28 protein-coding genes, 1 tRNA gene and 1 pseudogene are annotated in these 17,740 nt (G+C 62.4%); 25 read left to right on the plus strand and 5 right to left on the minus strand.

Features of this window, described 5'->3' with window-relative positions; all coding sequences use genetic code 11:
* Position 1: 1 nt before the first annotated feature.
* Complete coding sequence (locus AC57B1_RS16740; RefSeq protein ID WP_496418077.1) at positions 2 to 187, minus strand: hypothetical protein; 186 nt, start codon at positions 185 to 187, stop codon at positions 2 to 4.
* Positions 188 to 395: 208 nt separating this feature from the next.
* Positions 396 to 1,178 carry a LexA family protein gene (locus tag AC57B1_RS16745; protein ID WP_496418078.1) on the minus strand — a complete coding sequence of 261 codons (783 nt, stop codon included), beginning with the start codon at positions 1,176 to 1,178 and terminating at the stop codon, positions 396 to 398.
* A gap of 74 nt (positions 1,179 to 1,252) precedes the next feature.
* Here AC57B1_RS16745 and AC57B1_RS16750 point away from each other — a divergent pair, with 74 nt between their 5' ends.
* The 23 genes from AC57B1_RS16750 (at position 1,253) to AC57B1_RS16860 (ending at position 10,946) form a co-directional block, all read left to right on the plus strand.
* Positions 1,253 to 1,624, plus strand: coding sequence for a transcriptional regulator (locus AC57B1_RS16750; protein WP_496418079.1), 372 nt, complete (start codon positions 1,253 to 1,255; stop codon positions 1,622 to 1,624).
* Positions 1,625 to 1,987, plus strand: coding sequence for a hypothetical protein (locus AC57B1_RS16755; RefSeq protein WP_496418080.1), 363 nt, complete (start codon positions 1,625 to 1,627; stop codon positions 1,985 to 1,987).
* Between the two features lie 75 nt (positions 1,988 to 2,062).
* Positions 2,063 to 2,464, plus strand: coding sequence for a hypothetical protein (locus tag AC57B1_RS16760; protein ID WP_496418081.1), 402 nt, complete (start codon positions 2,063 to 2,065; stop codon positions 2,462 to 2,464).
* A 193-nt stretch (positions 2,465 to 2,657) separates the two neighbouring features.
* On the plus strand, positions 2,658 to 2,813 hold the full coding sequence (locus AC57B1_RS16765) for a hypothetical protein (protein ID WP_496418082.1): 156 nt from the start codon (positions 2,658 to 2,660) through the stop codon (positions 2,811 to 2,813).
* A gap of 1 nt (position 2,814) precedes the next feature.
* The gene (locus tag AC57B1_RS16770; RefSeq protein ID WP_496418083.1) at positions 2,815 to 3,078 is read left to right on the plus strand and encodes a helix-turn-helix domain-containing protein; all 264 of its coding nucleotides are present in this window, start codon (positions 2,815 to 2,817) and stop codon (positions 3,076 to 3,078) included.
* The gene (locus AC57B1_RS16775; protein WP_496418084.1) at positions 3,071 to 3,646 is read left to right on the plus strand and encodes a hypothetical protein; all 576 of its coding nucleotides are present in this window, start codon (positions 3,071 to 3,073) and stop codon (positions 3,644 to 3,646) included. The genes AC57B1_RS16770 and AC57B1_RS16775 overlap by 8 nt, the downstream gene beginning before the upstream one ends.
* Positions 3,643 to 4,761: a hypothetical protein gene (locus AC57B1_RS16780; RefSeq protein WP_496418085.1), complete on the plus strand. Its 1,119-nt coding sequence runs from the start codon at positions 3,643 to 3,645 to the stop codon at positions 4,759 to 4,761. The genes AC57B1_RS16775 and AC57B1_RS16780 overlap by 4 nt, the downstream gene beginning before the upstream one ends.
* Positions 4,758 to 4,982 carry a hypothetical protein gene (locus tag AC57B1_RS16785; protein WP_496418086.1) on the plus strand — a complete coding sequence of 75 codons (225 nt, stop codon included), beginning with the start codon at positions 4,758 to 4,760 and terminating at the stop codon, positions 4,980 to 4,982. The genes AC57B1_RS16780 and AC57B1_RS16785 overlap by 4 nt, the downstream gene beginning before the upstream one ends.
* Positions 4,979 to 5,224 (plus strand): hypothetical protein, encoded by a 246-nt coding sequence (locus AC57B1_RS16790; protein ID WP_496418087.1) that lies wholly within the window; start codon positions 4,979 to 4,981, stop codon positions 5,222 to 5,224. Before AC57B1_RS16785 ends, AC57B1_RS16790 begins: the two co-directional genes overlap by 4 nt.
* A complete protein-coding gene (locus tag AC57B1_RS16795) occupies positions 5,221 to 5,637 on the plus strand; it encodes a hypothetical protein (RefSeq protein ID WP_496418088.1) in 417 nt (138 codons plus the stop codon). The genes AC57B1_RS16790 and AC57B1_RS16795 overlap by 4 nt, the downstream gene beginning before the upstream one ends.
* Positions 5,638 to 5,890: 253 nt before the next feature.
* On the plus strand, positions 5,891 to 6,154 hold the full coding sequence (locus AC57B1_RS16800) for a hypothetical protein (protein WP_496418089.1): 264 nt from the start codon (positions 5,891 to 5,893) through the stop codon (positions 6,152 to 6,154).
* Positions 6,151 to 6,360, plus strand: coding sequence for a hypothetical protein (locus tag AC57B1_RS16805; protein WP_496418090.1), 210 nt, complete (start codon positions 6,151 to 6,153; stop codon positions 6,358 to 6,360). The genes AC57B1_RS16800 and AC57B1_RS16805 overlap by 4 nt, the downstream gene beginning before the upstream one ends.
* Positions 6,357 to 6,977, plus strand: coding sequence for a hypothetical protein (locus AC57B1_RS16810; RefSeq protein WP_496418091.1), 621 nt, complete (start codon positions 6,357 to 6,359; stop codon positions 6,975 to 6,977). Before AC57B1_RS16805 ends, AC57B1_RS16810 begins: the two co-directional genes overlap by 4 nt.
* Positions 6,978 to 7,002: 25 nt before the next feature.
* Complete coding sequence (locus AC57B1_RS16815) at positions 7,003 to 7,239, plus strand: hypothetical protein (RefSeq protein ID WP_496418092.1); 237 nt, start codon at positions 7,003 to 7,005, stop codon at positions 7,237 to 7,239.
* 52 nt (positions 7,240 to 7,291) lie between these two features.
* Positions 7,292 to 7,582, plus strand: a complete 291-nt coding sequence (locus AC57B1_RS16820; protein ID WP_496418093.1) for a hypothetical protein — start codon at positions 7,292 to 7,294, stop codon at positions 7,580 to 7,582.
* A complete protein-coding gene (locus AC57B1_RS16825) occupies positions 7,579 to 7,896 on the plus strand; it encodes a hypothetical protein (RefSeq protein ID WP_496418094.1) in 318 nt (105 codons plus the stop codon). Before AC57B1_RS16820 ends, AC57B1_RS16825 begins: the two co-directional genes overlap by 4 nt.
* Positions 7,893 to 8,246, plus strand: a complete 354-nt coding sequence (locus AC57B1_RS16830; protein ID WP_496418095.1) for a hypothetical protein — start codon at positions 7,893 to 7,895, stop codon at positions 8,244 to 8,246. Before AC57B1_RS16825 ends, AC57B1_RS16830 begins: the two co-directional genes overlap by 4 nt.
* The gene (locus AC57B1_RS16835) at positions 8,243 to 8,596 is read left to right on the plus strand and encodes a hypothetical protein (RefSeq protein WP_496418096.1); all 354 of its coding nucleotides are present in this window, start codon (positions 8,243 to 8,245) and stop codon (positions 8,594 to 8,596) included. Before AC57B1_RS16830 ends, AC57B1_RS16835 begins: the two co-directional genes overlap by 4 nt.
* Entirely contained in the window at positions 8,590 to 9,027 is a 438-nt protein-coding gene (locus AC57B1_RS16840) for a nuclease domain-containing protein (protein WP_496418097.1), read from the plus strand. Before AC57B1_RS16835 ends, AC57B1_RS16840 begins: the two co-directional genes overlap by 7 nt.
* A 133-nt stretch (positions 9,028 to 9,160) precedes the next feature.
* Positions 9,161 to 9,622, plus strand: a complete 462-nt coding sequence (locus AC57B1_RS16845; RefSeq protein ID WP_496418098.1) for a hypothetical protein — start codon at positions 9,161 to 9,163, stop codon at positions 9,620 to 9,622.
* 181 nt (positions 9,623 to 9,803) lie between these two features.
* On the plus strand, positions 9,804 to 10,490 hold the full coding sequence (locus AC57B1_RS16850) for a DNA-binding protein (protein WP_496418099.1): 687 nt from the start codon (positions 9,804 to 9,806) through the stop codon (positions 10,488 to 10,490).
* 116 nt (positions 10,491 to 10,606) lie between these two features.
* Positions 10,607 to 10,682, plus strand: a tRNA-Met gene (locus AC57B1_RS16855).
* A 12-nt stretch (positions 10,683 to 10,694) separates the two neighbouring features.
* Positions 10,695 to 10,946, plus strand: a complete 252-nt coding sequence (locus AC57B1_RS16860; protein WP_496418100.1) for a hypothetical protein — start codon at positions 10,695 to 10,697, stop codon at positions 10,944 to 10,946.
* Between the two features lie 60 nt (positions 10,947 to 11,006).
* Here AC57B1_RS16860 and AC57B1_RS16865 read toward each other — a convergent pair.
* A pseudogene (locus tag AC57B1_RS16865) lies at positions 11,007 to 11,621 on the minus strand (LysR family transcriptional regulator); the annotation flags it as partial.
* Between the two features lie 117 nt (positions 11,622 to 11,738).
* Between AC57B1_RS16865 and AC57B1_RS16870 the strand changes: the two are divergent.
* Both AC57B1_RS16870 and AC57B1_RS16875 read left to right on the plus strand, forming a co-directional pair.
* Positions 11,739 to 12,911 carry a M20 aminoacylase family protein gene (locus AC57B1_RS16870; protein WP_408343064.1) on the plus strand — a complete coding sequence of 391 codons (1,173 nt, stop codon included), beginning with the start codon at positions 11,739 to 11,741 and terminating at the stop codon, positions 12,909 to 12,911.
* A 65-nt stretch (positions 12,912 to 12,976) separates the two neighbouring features.
* On the plus strand, positions 12,977 to 14,350 hold the full coding sequence (locus AC57B1_RS16875) for an MFS transporter (protein WP_496418101.1): 1,374 nt from the start codon (positions 12,977 to 12,979) through the stop codon (positions 14,348 to 14,350).
* An 860-nt stretch (positions 14,351 to 15,210) separates the two neighbouring features.
* Here AC57B1_RS16875 and AC57B1_RS16880 read toward each other — a convergent pair.
* Both AC57B1_RS16880 and AC57B1_RS16885 read right to left on the minus strand, forming a co-directional pair.
* Positions 15,211 to 16,464, minus strand: coding sequence for an MFS transporter (locus tag AC57B1_RS16880; protein WP_091795149.1), 1,254 nt, complete (start codon positions 16,462 to 16,464; stop codon positions 15,211 to 15,213).
* Positions 16,461 to 17,444, minus strand: a complete 984-nt coding sequence (locus tag AC57B1_RS16885; RefSeq protein ID WP_408343068.1) for a PRC-barrel domain-containing protein — start codon at positions 17,442 to 17,444, stop codon at positions 16,461 to 16,463. The genes AC57B1_RS16880 and AC57B1_RS16885 overlap by 4 nt, the downstream gene beginning before the upstream one ends.
* Positions 17,445 to 17,740: the final 296 nt, after the last annotated feature.

Here is a 17,740-nt window from a genome sequence, read left to right on the forward strand (position 1 = left end):
GTCAATGTTTGCGCGGCGTGACGCACTTGCCGGCCGAGTAGGCGGCGATGAAGTCGACTCGAGCGCCGCGCATCGCTACCGCGCGGAGGTCGAGTACTTCGATCGACTTCCCTGCCGCAACGACGAACCGGACGTGACCATCAAGGGAGTGGCGTGCTGCTTTGCGGCTGGCCTTTCTCGCGTTCACGGTGCTCTCCGGTGCCGATGCGATGGACCGAATAGTAGCGAACGCTACGACGTAATTCAAGTAGCGAAAGCTACTAGTCGCGAGAAAATTTGTAACAGTCGAGAAAAAGCCCCGTCGTGCGGGGCTCTCAGCAAAGATGGAGTGGGAATTTAATTAAAGGCCGCTGCGTAGCAGGTCGAGCAGATCGCCAATGTCGTCGATGCCCGTATCAGTCGTACGTGACTATTTTGGTTCTCACAACGCCGAGGATCTTTACGTTCTCGCCGACCTCGACGATTCTGTTGGGCCACGCTGGGTTGATGGCCTTGAGGTATACGTGTTCGCCCTCGTAAATCAGCTGACGTAGCGTCGGCTCGGCCTCGCCGGCAAACAGTGCGATAACAAATTTACGATGGTCGACAACGCCGTTGGGATCGACGAGCACGATCTCTCCCTCCCGAAACGACTTATGGTCGGCGGGGTCATACATGCTCTCTCCAGGCACCCGTAGGTAATACGACTTCTCTGAAGCTAGAATCGGCGAGTCGAGCCAATCCTCGGCGTCGTCATAAGCAAAGTGGTCCACGATGGTTTCCCAGGTTCCAGCCTGAAGCCATGAAATTAAGGGATACGTTCCCTTTTTTTTCGCCTCCGACTTGGTAGTTTTTGCCATCGTAAGACCGTGCGTCGTCGCGAGACCCGCGATCAGACTGCCCTTTTTCCCATTGTTTGGGGCATCTACTTCACTCTTTTTGTGCTCTCCTTGGGGGTGTGTAGCGTGTGCTTCGTCGGTGATGAGTTTTGAGAACCACCCGCGCATCCCGGGGATGGCTTCGATCGTTCGAATCGTCTTTTCAGTAATCGGCCGGTCGCCAGAAAGCATCTGGCGCACGAAGGCCCCGTCCTTATAGCCCAGCCGCCTCCCAAAGGCGGTCCGGTTGCCGTCGCAAAGCTTGTCTATCGCTGCCCTTAGGGCCTCGACGCGCAGTTGCGCAATCTGTAGTTCATTCATGTTGATAGCGTAGCACTAGCTACGCATAGCAAATGCTTCTTGCACCTAGTAGCTGTCGCTACTAGAATGCGCGCATGGACCTTGACCAATTTCTCTCTGCGCCCGGCGCTCCGACGATCTCCCAGCTGCGCAAGCGCATGGAGGAGCTCGGTTATCCAATCAAGAGTAATGCGCAACTGAGGCAATGGCGGCACAAGTATTCCGGCCGGCTGCCGAGCCCAGAAAACTGTGTCGGCCTCGAATTCGCAACTGACGGCAAAGTTCGTCGCGAAGAAAGTCGGCCGGACGACTGGTGGAAGATCTGGCCGGAGCTGAAGGGTTCGCCCGAGCGTCAGATCGAATCTGCGCGCTCTATCGATGACGCACAACCGCCGACGGGCGGCCGCTCTGATCGGCGTGCCAAATCGAAGGCGCAAAACAAAGCGGATACGCAGGAGGGACGTTAGATGAAGCGTTTCTCCTCTGTCGTTCTGTTCGCCGCTGAGTGCGGCTTGTTCTACGTCTGGCAATTCCAGGCGCTCGAGGCCGCCGGCCGCATTCTCATTTTTTATCTGTGGGTCATGGCGATCGCGCAGCTCTTTCTCTTCCTCTTCTCGCTCATTGGCGCGGCGTCGCTGAACTTCGACACATTGCCGCCGAAGCAGGGCACTGTCGGGCGCACATGGGGCTGGATGATGCTCGTCATGCGCGTCGCTGCGCTTGTTGCTATCGCCCATCCCGCCCTCGCTGGTGTTTATCTGATTGGAAATCTTCTGACTCGCCTCGTACTGGCTCTCTGTCGCAAAGAGCCGGCCGCCGGCGGCGCGTAAGTTTTCGGGGATTTGCATGGTGTCCATGCAAAAAATTTTCGTCGCCGGCCGACCGGTGTATCAAGAGGTGTAACGATGACATTTCTCTATCGCGCAGATCGTAAACGTGCGGCGGGCGGCGCACCTGGCCCCGACCAGCACTTCGAAGAGCCGCGGCTGCGGTTTCTTCCGCGCGAACTGATCGACAGCTGCCAAACGTTCCGCGACGCATGCGTGCTCGCCTGGAAATATCGCCAGCATCAAGGCATGACCGAGACCTATCTCGCGTCCGTGTGCGATCTCACGCAGCAACACGTCTCCGAGTACTTCCAAGCCGCCGAGCGCGACGAGAAAGGGCGCAAGCGCCGCCAATTGCCGGCGGACAAGGTCGGGATCGTGCAGCAGCAGATCGGCAATTGTGCGATCGGCCAATGGCTAGCGCGCGACATGGCGGTGCGGCTGGTCGAGGAGTTTTTCGCGGTGGAGCGCGCCCAGTGACAGACGGAGAAGCCAAGCGGCGAACACAAGAGGCGTTGCGTACTGCGCGCGCCCGAGCAGGAGACAACGAGGAAGGCGTGAAGGCTGAGCTGCTGAGAATGGTGCAACGCGAGGCTGGATTGCAGCAAGCGTTCCAGCTGCTCGGGATTGCGCGCCTTTGTGAGTCACAGAATCCTCACTGACCGGTGCATTCATGGATGTCCATCTGATTTCCACCGCGGCGTTGCGCGCCTTTGCATTTGCGGGCATCGCAGTCGCCTTCGTGCCGGCGCTCGCCCGCACTCGCGTGCGGTTCGGCGTGACGTTCATTGTCGCGCTCGCGGCCACAGCAGTTCTCTGGAGCAACTGACGTGTCTCATCACCTGACGAACCAGACCTGGGACATCGAGCTCCGCGCCATGCAGAAAATCGTGTTGCTCTGCCTGTCTCATCTCTCCGCGCAGACCACTCGCGAGTGCGCGCCGACGGTCCAGAAGATCGCATACATGTGCGGTATGTCCGACAGCACGGTACGAGACAAGCTGGACGCGCTCGCCGCTGCCGGCCTCGTCGAAGAGATCTCGGGCGACGGCGAGACCTTCTACCGCGTCAACGTGGCGCCACGCGATGCCTGAGCTCAACAAGCAGCGCGCTGCTGCGCGCCCGCCAATGAACGCCGGCCTCGTCGAGGCGGCGATCCGGCGGCACGTTGACCACCGCGCCAACATGCTAATTCCTGAGGCGGAGATCCGGTGGGGCATGGGTTCGCGCCGCGGCACGTACCGCGCCGATTTCATGTTGATCACGCGTGCTGGCTACGGCACGGAGCTCGAGGTCAAGGTCTCGCGCGCCGACTGGAAGGCGGACCTCGGCAAATCGAAATGGATCGGCATGCCGCCTTGGGTGACCCGATTTATCTACGTGGTGCCTGAGGAACTCGGCATCCCCGAATTCGTGCCCGCCGATGCCGGCGTCTGGCACGTCGCGCCTTTCACTCACCTCGTTGGCTCGTTGACGGAGTCGCGGTTGGTCGGGGATGGCTATCGAATCAATGTCGCGCGTCCGCCGCACGTGCTCGGGCGCGAGAAGGTGCCGCAGGTGGTGATGGGCACGTGGCTCCGCAACCTGTACTACCGCTATTGGGACCAGCGCATTCACGCCGAAGGGCGCATGCCGCTGCACGTCCGGGAAGGTGTTGTATGAGCGGGAACGCATTGACGTGGGCGCGTGCGCAGCTTGTCGGTGACGGTTACGCGAAGGCACTGCTGAAGGAATACGCGCACTGGGCCAGTGAGGACTATTCGACGTGGGCCAGCAACCCGACGCTGATCGCATCGCTTGAGATGGACATCAAGACGATCCGTAGGTGCCGGGACAAGCTGGTCGAGCTGGGCTTTCTGATCGAGACAAAGCGTCGAAGCGGCGGCACCGGCAATATTGTCGTGTACCAGATGGTCGCGCCGGCCGGATCGACGGTTGTTCAATCAGTCGACCGCCGGTCGGGTGAGACGGTCTCGCTGAGCCCCCCTTCGGCCGAAGAATATCTCGCGAAACAGGACCAAAAACGGACCCCCTTCAAATCTGGTACCCCTAAGGGGAACCAGAAACGGAGCCCCTCCAAAAACGGAGCCCCTCCAGATGTGGATGCAAGGGGTACCAAAAACGGTGCGCAAGGGGGTCCAGATTTCCCTGAAGGGGGTCCAAATCTGGTACCCGATTTTAGTGAGTTAGGTTCTGAGTTAAGTGAGGGAGTAAACGCCGGCGGCGAGGATGCGCCGAACACGCCCTCTCCGGCAGACAAAAAATCGCAAACCCAAACCGAGGGTACGCGAATCCATCCGGACTGGAAGCCGACCGACGAGCAGGTCGCGCAGGCGATCGCCGATCAACCGGCGTGGGATGCCGCCGAGGTGGCGCGGCAGGCACGCAAATTCCGCAACCACTGGCTCAGCAAACCCGGCGATAGCGCGCTGCGGACGAATTGGGATCTGACGTGGGAGAACTGGGTACTCAGCCACGATCCGTCGAAGGATCGCGCCGCCGGTGGCGCGCCTGCAGCTTCGGGAGACGGCGGCCCGTGGTACGAGGGCGCGCCCGAAGTGATCGAAGCGCGCGGTGCCGAGCTCGGCGTGCGTCCGCGCAAACCCGACGAGCCGATCGCGTCGTACCGCGTCCTGGTCGTGAAGGCCTCGCGCGAGAAGGCGGCCGTGGATTTCGTGCTGCGCGACGCGCGGCGGTTCAACTCACAGCAGCTCTTCGACTTCGCGGTGGCGACGTTCGGCGACGAGCTGATGCCCGTGGACTTCTACGCGTCATGAGCACGAACACCGAAAACCCGTTCTGGCTCGTGTGGTCGCCGACCGGCAGCGCGCCGCCGCGGTACCGCCATGCCAGCAAGCAGAGCGCAGTCACCGAAGCGGAGAGGCTAGCGCGCGCTCACCCGGGCCAGCTATTCGTCGTGCTCGAGCCGATCGCCGGGCGGCGCGTGGACAACATGGTCCGCACGACCTACGTCGACGACAAGGAGATCCCGTTTTGATCCACAACGACATCACGGATTGCCTGTCGACGGCAGCTCTTATCGCGCTTAGCGATGAACTGCTCCTGCGGCAGAGCAGGATGCGCTGCGCGGCCAGCGCGCTCTATCTCGATCGCCGGGCATTGCGTACCGAACCCCACCGGCGACTATGCGAATTAGCCATCCACGGTGAAATCTTCGAGAGCCTCGACGTCTGGTTGCGTAATCACGCCGGCGAAATGCCCGGAGTGTACGAGCTATGAGCAACGTCATCGACATCGAGGATCTGCGCTTCACGCGCGATAAGCGGATCGTGCGGCCGCAGACCGAATGCAACCACCGTCACATGACGCTCGACGAGAAAGGGCAGTTCATCAAGTGCGACGACTGCGGCATCCAGCTTTCGCCGTTCTGGGTCGTCACCTACATGCTCGAGCAATACGACCGCGCGCTCGCGAAGATCGCCGCGCGCGAGCAGCGTCAGGCCGAATCGGAGTCGCGCGGCGTCCATCTGCGCGCCGCGCAGATCGTCGAGCGGGCATGGCGCAGTCACACGATGGTGCCGACGTGTCCGCACTGCGGCGAGGGCATTCGCGCGAACGACGGCTTCGGCCATAGCGCGATCAACAAATCGATCGACGAACGGCGGCGCGCCGCCAAGAAGGGAGGCGTATGAACGCAGGACCTGTCCGCATCTGCGCGGAATGCAAATTCGGTAACCGTCCGGTGCCGCGCGGGTTGGAGCGTGTATGCCGCCACCCGCGCTCGCCGGTCGAGCCGATAAACGGCCGGCTTGCTACGTGTTCGTGGATGCGCTTCGAATTCGAAGCGCCGTGCGGAGCAGAAGGCGCGCTGTGGGAGGTAGCGATCGCGCCGCCGCGCACGTCATTCGCGCGACGGGCCGCGCGCTTGCTCGGGAGAATCTTCAAATGAACTGCAAACCCGGAGATCTGGCAATCACCGTTGGCATGTTTGAGACGGCCAACAATGGCGTGATCGTTGAGATTGAAAGTATCCATGGAGCCAACGCGCATGGCGTCATTTGGAATATCAAGCATCGTCGGCCGATGCTCGTGGACTGCGGCCCCGCTACCGGACGTTGGGTCACCGACGGGCAAATTCACGATAGCAATCTTCGCCCGATCAGCGGCGTGCCGGTGCACGACGAGCAGCTCGACGAGGTGACGGCGTGAAGGCGACGATCCAAGAGGACGGCACGCTCTACGTTGCCGCAGAGACAGCGCTTGAAGCGTACGCGCTCGAACGTTGGGGCCACGACAATCTTCCGTACGGCGCTGCGATCCGGTCCACCCCGAAGATGGTGGTGTACCACGGTCTCTCGCTTGCTGACGGCAGCGCGACCTTCGAGTCCCTTTGGGCAAAGCTGAGCACGCCATGAGCAAGGGCACAGTCCGCTTCCCGGAGAGCGCGCTCGTCGACGGCCGCATTGGCACGTCCCGCGTTGCGGCCACGATCGCTGGCGCGGCGGCGCGCCTTGCGTCGACGGAACAGTCGCAGCTCGATGGAGCGCTGAAGCGTCTGGTGCAATACGAAAGTACTGAAGCCGCGGCGGCGCGCATTCAGGCCTCAGTGGTTGCGCTTGGGCTAGGTGTCGAGGCCGAGCGCGTGCTGGCCGACTGGCACAGCGCACCCGACATGTCACCGGTGCAGCGCATGCAGGCACTCGGCCGCTTGCCGCGCGGACGGCAGAACAAGACCGAGACGGCATACGAGAACGAAGTGCTCAAACCGCAGCTGCACGCCGGCGAGATCCTCTTCTACCGCTTCGAGGCCATCAAGCTGCGCCTCGCGGACAACACGTTCATCACCATCGATTTCCCCGTCATCACGGCAGCCGGTCAACTCGAATTCCGCGAGGTGAAAGGGCGCTGGACTGACGCCGCGCGCGCGAAGACGAAGATCGCCGCGGCGCAATTTCCATTTCGCTTTATCGCAATTCATCGCGTCGGCCGACACGGCTGGCGTTCTGAAGACCTCACCAGCCGCAGCTGGTGATCACCTATCCATCTAGGAGCATCACATGTCAGTCCGCGCCAAATTCAAGGTCATTTCCACCACCCAGCGTGAGCACTGGGACAAGCAGAAAGGAAATATTCACGAAATTCAACTGCCGCCGGTGGTCAGTGGCTCGCCGGAGAACGATGGTTTCTACGCCGCGACCCCGGGCGGCGCGATCAGCCTGCAGACCGTGAACGACGAGGCCGGCGCGCAGTTCGAGCTCGGCGGCGAGTACTACGTGGATTTCGCGAAAGCCTGAACGCTCGCGCGGCCGCGTGCCGCGCCCCTCAAATCGCATTGGAAAAATGGACATGGCTTCCATCTCGATCCCGTCTGAAACGGCAGTTGGATACATCGCAACTGCGCTTCGCGACCAACTCGCAGCCGATATTTCGCGTGCGCTGCATAACCTCATCGATCAGAAGATCACAGCCATGGCCGTTCAGAAAGCGACGGAGCTTCTCCTGAACTGCGAAGTGACGTACACCGGCGATGCAGAGTTCCGTCGTCTTAATTTGCATCTGTCGATAAATGGCGAGCACTTTGACGTGACCAAGTTGCACGAGGCGCTTTCGCGCGCTGAGGATTCTGCGAAATCATGAGCCAACTCGACATGTTCGGCGATCCGGAGCCGATCGCCATCACCGCGCCGCCGGCGCAAGACGAGACCGTAGGCATCCGGGACCGCCATGCCGATCTCATCGCATTGCTGCCCGAGAAGCTTCGGCCGAGCTGCGCTCCGGCGCTCCCGGTGCCGAGCGGCAAGGGCGAGCTCGAGGAGTGGACGCGCGTTACGCAGCGCATCTACCTGCTGTACCTCGTCGGCGCGATCGCGCGCGGCGTCTATCGCGACGCAAGCGAAGCCAATGCACCATACGTGTTGATGAAGCTGAACGGCCTCGGGGGTCAGTGGTGAGTATCAGCGATAAAGACCGGAAGTATTTGGTCGATCCCGTCACGCTGCGCTCATCGGCGGAAGCAATGCGCCGGCAAGGTTTCGATATTGTGGCGCAGCAGCTCGACGCGGCGGCCGCAGAGATCGAAGGCGGGAGCGAGGCGTTCGGCGTGGTCGTCGATCAGAAACGCCAACTTGAAGCGGAGTTGAGCGCGACGCGACACAACCACCGACACACCCTCGACATGCTGGGCCGCTGGCGCCAGCTGCTCGACGTGCTCGCACAAGAATTACCCAACGACATCCGTCTCACACGGGCGAGAGCGGGCGAGCATCCATTGCGGCCGGCGGTGTGGGAGAAATGGCCATGAAGATGACCTTCATCGTGCCAGCCCAGTTCACGGTATACGGCGTACCGCAGAAGGAGCGACCGCCGTGCCTGATTCAGTGCGACGTCGTCGAGCTCGTGCGCAGCTTCGCGCATTCACCGTGGAAGTTCCGTAACAGCCTGCGTCGAGGCGTGCGCGTCAGCTACTCGGCGTACGTTCGGCCGCCGGCGTGGATCACTCCTCCGGATAACTGGCCGCGCCTCGAAACCGGCGAGATCGAACTACGCGTGCCGCTGCATTTCAACCAGCGCGTGCCGCTTCCCGCATTTCCGCCCGACAGCAACCGCGTGCGCATCGAGGATGTTGTCCAACTGCGGGACGAACCATGCTGACTCGCAAGACGCCGTTGCGCCGCATGCCTTGGAAAAGCTCGCCCATCGAGTCGAAAGACTGGCGCACCGAATTGCGCAGCGGCGGCATCAAGCGCAAAGCGCGTAAGAAGCGAAGCCAACACGACGTGAAGATGCTCAACGCGTGCCGCGGCCAACATTGCTATTTGCGCGTACCCGGGCTTTGCCGCCGGCTCGACCCGGAAGAGACGATCGTGCCCGCGCACTCGAACGAGAGCGCGCATGGCAAGGGGGGCGCACGCAAGGCCGACGACAGATACACGGTGCCGGCATGCGGCCTCTGTCACTACTGGCTGGACTTCGGCGGCGCGCCGCAGTTGCTGAAGTTCTCGACGTGGCGGCGCGCGTATAGGGAATGGTCGACGGTGCGCGACGGCGTACCCGATGAGTCAGTGGGAGAGCTTGATGGGTGAGGACAAGCCGAAATATGCCGGCGCATCATTGCGCTGGTCGCCTGAAGAGGACGCGATCCTCCTCGAGGTGTGGAAGCTCCGCACACCGCTGAAAGTATCGGTGGCGAGACTGCCGGGTCGCTCTGAGCGAGGCATGCAGTTGCGCGCCGAGACTCTCAAATTGCCGCGTCGACGTCAGGCTCGCGGAACCTCCGACACGCGGCCGGCGTTCGTGGCGCTTTGGGCCGTGCTGAAGAAGAAGCGCGGCACGCGCGTCGAGCTGGCGAAACGTGCTGGCGTCTCGCCGCAGACCGCCGGTACGTTCATCCAACACTTTCGCTCGCAGATGCATATCTCGGGATGGCAGCCCCGCCCGGATGGTCCGGACGCGCCCATATATGCCGCGGGCGCCGGTAAGGACAAACCGAAGCGGCCTAACAAGCCACGCGCACAGGTCTACAGCGAGTACTGGAAGCGGATGAAGCGGGAGAGGCCGGACCTCGCGGCGGCGCGTATAGCCCGGACAACGTTCAAGCGGCTCGAACGCGAAGGCAAGTTGCCGCGTCGAGATCCCGCCGCCGTCGCGCTGTTCGGCATGGCGGCGCGCGACACGTGAGCGCGCCGATGCGGTGGTGGGAATACGGGGACCCTGCAGACGTGCTCGAACGGCGGGAGAGTAATCGCTGTGTCGGATGTCAGCATGCCGTCGACAAGCCGGATCCGTTCGGTGGCGTGCGCAAGGTGTGCAGGAAAGGCAGGAAATACGGCACGCGTTGCCGGCAATACAAGGAAACGCCATGATCGACGCAGAACAAACACTATTCCGCACCCCGCAGGATGCGCTCATCTTCGCCTTCAATTATTCGACCCAGACGCGCGACCGGTCGGCCATGGACAGAATGGCAGCGCCTTCTCCGAGGTCGGGAAAAGGGTTGAGCGGCAACGATGGGGCAGCACAGGCCGGCATGATCCGTCGCGAGCTCGAACAGTTGACCGCGATCGAACTCGCAGTTCTCGTCGCTCGATTCGCTCCACGCTCGTCACCATGTGCATGTGGCCGCGCCTGCTGCGGCGGACATACGCCGAACCCCGAGTATCAGAATGCGATCCGCACGCTCGAGCAGGCCGCAATGTCGATACTGCCGCCCGGAACGATCGTGCATTATCAACTGCGGCGCGGGCTTGTCGAGAAAGCGACCGGCGTGAAGATCGAGATCAAGGCGCTGGCGATCAAATGCGGAGTTGCCGAGCGCACCGCCTATTCCCACTGGGAGGTGATCAAGCATTGGTTTCTTGGGACCGCCAAGCCGCGGAAAGCGAAAGAGGCGAAGCGTAGGCGGGTCGCTGCTGGCAACGGTGCGGTCGACATCCCGGGCGAGTCGGAATTGCTGACCGAGGTGGCGACCGCCGTGGACGGCATCGAATCGAAGGCGCGGAAGCATGCCGATGAGCTGCTTAGCGGGCTCGGTTTCGTGAGGTCGTGAGGAACGAGAAGTTGACTTCCGTAAAATCGACGTTAATATACGCATCAATCTGACACTGTGTATAAGTGTCTCCAAAGCCCCGACTTGATTCCAAGCGGGGCTTTTTTGTTGCCTATTGCGGGTGTACGCCACCGGTAGACCGTCGGGCTCATAACCCGAATGCACGCGGTTCAATTCCGCGCCCCGCAACCAGTTGGTGCCACGATGAACAAACCGAAGTCTAAGGGCGTTGCGTCCAAGATCGCGCGCCCGCGCCTCGGCGAAAGCGTCATCGTGCGCGCGCCGTACTTCGCGAAACCGACCGTCGCGATCGTGATCTTCCTGTATGAGGACGATTCGAACGACATCGCCGTGCAGGCATTCCCGCTCGGCCGGGACACTCTGCAGGTGCCGCTGGTGCCTTTCTTCGAAGAAGAGCCGGATGCGAGCATCCGGTCGGCCGCGTGGCCGGCGTAATAGCGATCCGCGTCTCGTCAAATGCGAACGAGATTGCGCGCGGCCTCGACGATTTCATTCGTCGTCAGTTGACTCGCGGCTTGCCGGGTCCCAGTTCAACACCCACTCCGCGTCTTCCAGTTCGAGCAGCGTGCGGCAACCGGCTTTCGGATGATCGCGCCGCGCGACCACGGCCGAATGCGTGGAGAACAGCGGCACGTTGTGAAACTCCGATTGCGGCGACGCGGGCGGCGGCCGACCAATCGAAAAATCGAGGCTTCCGTCGCGCAGACGCGGCTGCACGACCGCGAGCAAGCCTTCGAAGAATTCCAGTTGCACTTCCGGCATGCGCTGGCGGAACCGCTGCACGGTAGGCGGCAGAAACGTCAGCGCGACCCACGGCGTGACGCCGATCGACAGCTTGCCCGCGGCGGCGCCGCGTAGCGCTTCGATCTCGGCTTGCGCCCGCTGCAATTGCCCGAGCACCACGCGCGCATGCACGACCAGCGCGCGGCCGAACTCGGTAAACGCGACGCCGCTTGCGCTGCGCACCACCAGCGGCGCCTGTAGATCGGCTTCCAGTTCGCGCATGGCCTTGGTCACGGCGGCGGGCGACAGGTCGAGCGAACGGGCGGCGGCCCGGATACTTCCAGTATCGGCAATCGCCGCTAATGTGCTGAGTTGATGCAGTTTCATCTGACAATGAGCGAATAGGGTGGCAACCAGCGGTTGCTGCCGCAACGATTCTACGCCTGCCGCTGGAAAATCGGCGTCGTTATGCTGGGTTCACGCTTTCATTGATGGAGACACGACGTGAACACCATGGCCATACCGGCGGGCATCGCCGAACTCGAAGACGAAATGATCGCGCTGCGCCGCCGCATTCACGCGCAGCCCGAGCTGGCTTACGAAGAGTTCGCCACCGGCGACCTGGTCGCCGAACGCTTGCAGGAGTGGGGCTACACCGTGCACCGCGGGCTGGGTCAAACGGGTGTTGTCGGGCAACTGAAAGTCGGCGCCGGCACGCGCAAACTGGGGCTGCGCGCCGACATGGATGCGCTGCCGATTCACGAGACCACCGGACTGCCGTACGCGAGCAAGGTGCCCGGCAAGATGCACGCATGCGGCCATGACGGTCACACGGCCATGCTGCTCGCCGCGGCCAAACATCTGGCTCAGGAAAAGTGCTTCGACGGTACGTTGAATCTGATTTTCCAGCCCGCTGAAGAAGGGTTGGCCGGCGCGAAAAAAATGCTCGAAGACGGCCTGTTCGACAAATTTCCGTGCGACGCTGTGTTTGCGATGCACAACATGCCGGGTTTCCCGACGGGCAAGTTCGGCTTCCTGCCCGGGTCTTTCATGGCTTCGTCGGATACGGTGATCATCAAGGTGACCGGGCGCGGCGGTCATGGCGCGGTGCCGCATAAGGCGGTCGATCCGGTGGTGGTGTGCGCGCAAATCGTGCTCGCGTTGCAGTCCATCGTCTCGCGCAACATCGCGCCGCTCGATATGGCGATCATTACCGTCGGCGCGATTCACGCGGGCGAAGCGCCGAACGTGATTCCGGAGACGGCCGAGATGCGTCTTTCGGTGCGCGCGTTGAAACCCGAGGTACGTGATTACTTGCAGGAGCGCATCACGGCGGTGGCGTGCGGCCAGGCGGCCGTGTTCGGCGCGCAGGCGCATGTGGACTATCAGCGCCGCTATCCGGTTCTCGTCAACGACGCGGCAATGACCGGTCTTGCGCGGCAAGTCGCGCTCGACTGGCTCGGCGAAGGTGGCCTGATCGCCGATATGCAGCCGCTCACCGGCAGCGAAGACTTCGCGTTCCTGCTGGAGCGTTGCGCCGGCAGCTACCTCATCATCGGCAATGGTGACGGCGAGGGCGGCTGCATGGTCCACAACCCCGGCTACGACTTCAACGACGATTGCCTTGCCACCGGCGCGGCTTACTGGGTGAGACTCGCGCAGGCGTTTCTGGTCTGACGCAGCAGCGTTTGCATGGGCGGGTCAAGCCGCGCATCTGCAGGAAGCACATCACGGAGACACAGATGGACTATTCCGCCACACCGCAACCCGCGGGCACCGAAGCGTTGAGCATGCAGAGTGCGACGGCAGCGCAACCGGCGAGGCGCGCGAGCCACGCTAAAGCGATTGCCGCGATTACGCTCGGCAACGGCCTCGAGTTTTTCGACTTCACGATCTACAGCTTCTTTGCGACGATCATCGGCAAGCTGTATTTCCCGGTGGAAGGGCAACTTGCGCAACTGATGCTTGCGGTCGGCACGTTCGGCGTGGGTTTCATCATGCGGCCGGTGGGCGGCATCGTGCTCGGGGCGTATGCCGATCGCGCGGGCCGCAAGGCCGCGATGAGCCTCACCCTGTGGCTGATGACGCTCGGTTCCGCGATCATCGCGTTCGCGCCGACTTATGCGGCGATTGGTGTCGCCGCGCCGCTGCTGGTGATTCTCGCGCGGCTGATTCAGGGCTTTGCGCTGGGTGGTGAGATTGGTGCGTCGACGTCGCTGCTGCTGGAATACGGTAGCAATAAAACGCGTGGCTTCTACGGTAGTTGGCAGTTCGTGAGCCAGGGCTTGAACACGGTGTGCGGATCGCTGCTGGGTGTCGCGTTGGCGGCGGCGCTTTCGACCGCGGCGCTGGAGAGCTGGGGGTGGCGCGTGCCGTTCGTGATCGGCATGGCAATGGGGCCGATCGGCATCTATATCCGGCGGCATCTGGATGAGACGCTGCCGGGTATCGAAGACGGCTCGGCGCCGCAGTCAGGCGGGAGTGCGGCGGCTTTACAGCCCGCCTCGCAGCCGGTGCGCAAACTGTTTCGTGAGCATTCCGGCGTGATTACGACGGGCGTTCTGACGACGATCGGCGGTACGGCGGCGAACTATATCGTGCTGTTTTATCTGTCCACGTACGCGATCCGGATTCTGCATTTGCCGATGTCGTCGGCGCTCTGGGCCGCGTGGACTGCTGCGGTAGTGACGGTGATCTGTTCGCCTTTTGCAGGGGCGTTGTCGGATCGTGTTGGGCGTAAACGCGTGTTGTGGGTTTCTCGTGTGCTGCTGATCGTGGCTGTTTATCCAGCGTTCATGATTATCAATGCTTCGCCCACGGTGCCGGTTTTGTTATCGGTAGTGGCGCTGCTGGGTGTGCTGGTTGCGTTTACCGCGGTGCCTAATATCGTCATGTTGCCGGAAATGTTTCCTCGTGAGATTCGTGCTACCGGGATGTCGATTGTTTATTGTCTCGGCGTTTCTATTTTTGGTGGGTTTGCGCAGTTTTTTGCTACCTGGTTGATTCAGGTTTCCGGGAGTAATCTCGCGCCGGCTTGGTATCTGATTGGGTGTGGGGTGGTTTCCTTGTTGCCGTTGCCGTTTATGCGGGAGACTGCTGGGCGGGATATTGGGTAGTGTTTTTTTGGGGTTTTGCGGGGCTTTGGGCTTCTGGTTTGTTGGCCTTTCTTGCTTTGTTAGTGGTCTATTGGCGTTGCCCCTGTGCGGGGCGGCACCTACTTTCTTTGCCGCGGCAAAGAAAGTAGGCAAAGAAAGCCGCTTTGAACCGCCAGCCCATAAGCGGGTCCCCCGCACAGCTACGGTAGTGGTGCATCTGGAATCCGTGCCCTCGCACATTCGGCGCTTGTGACACAGCCGTCATTCTTCCGGCGACGCTGCGCGCGCCGCCGCGGTCATTTGTGCCTATACCGATGCAGGCGCCATCGGTTGAAGGCCCGGGATCAGCCCGCGAAGCAGCCAGAATCTCGTCAGTTTTCCTTGCGAGCGTCGTCAATCCAGATCCTCTTGCCAAGCTGGCGACTGCCGCGGAGACGGCAGCCACCATGGCGAATCCGATTAGGAAAGAAGCGATGAATCCTATTCACGCTCAGTTTTCCTAACTATCGTGGCCACCGAAAGAGATCAAAAAATCGCGGCCGCGCATCGCAGGCCGACCCCTGAACTACAAACGTTTTGTCGAACTACCGCGACGGCGCGCGCAGCGCCGCCGGAAGAATGACGGCCTTGTCACAAGCGCCGAATGTGCGAGGGCACGGATTCCAGATGCACCACTACCGTAGCTGTGCGGGGGACCCGCTTATGCGCTGGCGGTTCAAAGCGGCTTTCTTTGCCTCCTTTCTTTGCCGCGGCAAAGAAAGGAGGTGCCGCCCCGCACAGGGGCAACGCCAATAGACCACTAACAAAGCAAGGAAAGGCCAACACCCCAAAAAACCACGACAAAAAAACAAACCGCCGCCAGGCAAAAAAAAGCACCCCTATCACCGAGCTGCCGACTTCTCCCCATCCGCCACAGGCGCCTCCCCATCAGCAGCCGCCTCCCGAGTCTCCGGCATGGCAGCCCACACGAGCAAAACAGCCAACGCCCCAGCTGCGGCGAGACCAAAAAAGCTCACGGCATTCCCAAAATGATCCGCCACGAACCCAGCCGCAGTGGTACTCAACGTAGCCCCAATCCCGGCAGCCAACCCGAACAATCCGATACACAGGTTATAGCGTCCCTTATCGCCGGCCACATCGGCGGCAATCAGCGGCAACATCACCCCAAACACGGCGGCGCTCAAACCGTCGAGCATCTGCACCGGCACGAGCAAATAAGGGCTGCTGATTCCGGCAAACAGCAACGCCCGTATCGGCAGCGCTGAAAACCCGAGCAGCAGAATCGGCCGACGTCCCCAACGTTCGGCCGAGCGCCCGACCCACGGCGACATAATCGCCACGATCGCCTGCGGCACGATGATGCACGCCGCAATCACGAGTTGCACGTTGTCGCCCATGCCGGCCGTCACTTCGCCGGCGGCAAGATTGAGCATCGCCGCATTCGACAAATGGAACAGCACGATGCACGCCGCGAACAGCAGCATCCGCTTGTCGCGCAGCAACTCGCGCAGACTCTCGCGCCGCTCGATCTGCTGCGGCGTCGGCGCGGCCTTCGGTAATTCGACGGTGTCGGTGCGCTGGATCATCGTCAGCGCGAAGAGGGCGGGCACGGCGAGCGCGGCGGTCAGCCAGAACACCGCGCGCGGTGAGTAGTACTCGCCGAACAGACCCATCAGTCCGGCCGCGACCGCGCTGCCGATCGACGCCCAGCGCGCATTGCGCCCCAGCCGGTCGCCGAGATTCGCCCGTCCCACCAGCGCGAACGAAATCGCGGCGAGCGCCGGCGTCAGCATGCAACTCGCGAAGCCGTGAAACACCTCGGCGGCGATCACCGGCAGCACCGTCGGACTGACAGCCAGCAGCACCGCGCTCAGGATGATCGCGAAAATCGCCCAGGCGGCCGCGCCTTTCTTGTTGCGCAACGCATCGACGGCGGCGCCGCCAGGCACCTGGCTCACCATCGCGCTGATCGTGCCCACCGAAAGCGCCATGCCGATCTCGCCCTGCGTCCACTTATGCGAGGCGAGATAGGACGCGATGAACGGTCCAAACCCTGTTTGCACGTTGGCCACGAAAAAATTCAGCCAATCGAGCGCGCGCAAGCTGCGCGCTGTTACCAGTGTGCGGCCTGTCATCGGGCCGCCCGTGCGTTGGAAACCGCCGTGGTCGTGGCCGCGGCCGCAGGCGCCGCAATGGCGGCGGGCGCAGAAGCCGGAGCAGGCGCTGGCGCGGGAGGCGGCGCCGGCGACACCGCGCGGATCGGTTTGTCGCTCGCATAAGGCGGCGTTGCGTTGATCTGCGCATCGCTCAACTCGAGTAGCGGATGCAGCTCCTTGTCTTTGGTGACGAAGCGCAGCGCCGACCAACTGGCGGCAATCGTGCGCCGTTCGGTGCTGACCATGCCGTTGACGTCGAGCACGACCGCCTGCGGCTGTGCGTTGGCGTCGATCAGCACGTCGATCACGCGGCCGACCTTGGCGCCGTTCGAGCGCTCGACGGTGGCGTCGATCAGCGGCAATTGCAAAACGGCAGCGGCTTTGCCCGCATTCGCCGGAATTGCGGCGGCGTTGAGCGTGATGGGCGCGGTTTTCGCAGTCGGCGTGAAGCGGAACGCGCTCCACGGGAAGTTCACCTTGCGGTCGCCGACACCCAGGAAACCCTGCAGATTCACGACCATTTCGCGCGGCTTGCCGCCGGCGTCCGCGATCAGATCGACCGCGCGGCCGACCACTTTGCCGTCCGGCTTCTGCACTTCGCTGTCGAGCAGCGCGCGCGCCTCGTTGCGCTCGATGGTGCGCAGCACGATCAGCGGCGCGGGCGGGGGAGGCGGTGGCGCGGGCGTGACAACGGGCGGCGGAGGCTCCACCTTGTGCGGCTTGACGACCGGCTTCTTCGGCTTTCTCGGCTGCTCGGGCTCGGCCGCTTCGGTCTCGACCGGTTCGGGCGCGGAGGCGGCCACCGGCGCGCTCGCGGGTTCGACCGGCATCACCGTGGCGTCCACGATCGGCGCCTGCTGCGGACCCCACAGCAAGCTGCTGCAACCGGACAGCGCGAATAGCGCGAACACAGCAAGAAGCAAGAGACGCCAGGCAGGACGCGAAAAACCGCCACTCATCAAGAAGGACTCCATGGGCCGGTGCGAACGGCCCGTGGGCCGCCGCAGTTAAGACAGGTACGGGCCAGAGTGTAACCCGCGACGTTGGGCGGCTCCGGTTTTGCAGGCAGTCTGACAGGTTGCCCCAAGCATGGTTCATGCCGCACCGGGCCGATTGTTCGCACGGTCGCATGGTCGCGGTCCATTGAGACGCGTCGAACCTCTCAAAACCCTTTCATATCTTTGTGACAGACCGTAGGTGTAAACGCGCGGGCTATGAAGCGGGTTTGCCGTCCCCTGAACGATATAAGCGTCGC

Source organism: Paraburkholderia sp. BGA-UO-ETr-F21 (genome assembly GCF_059567925.1).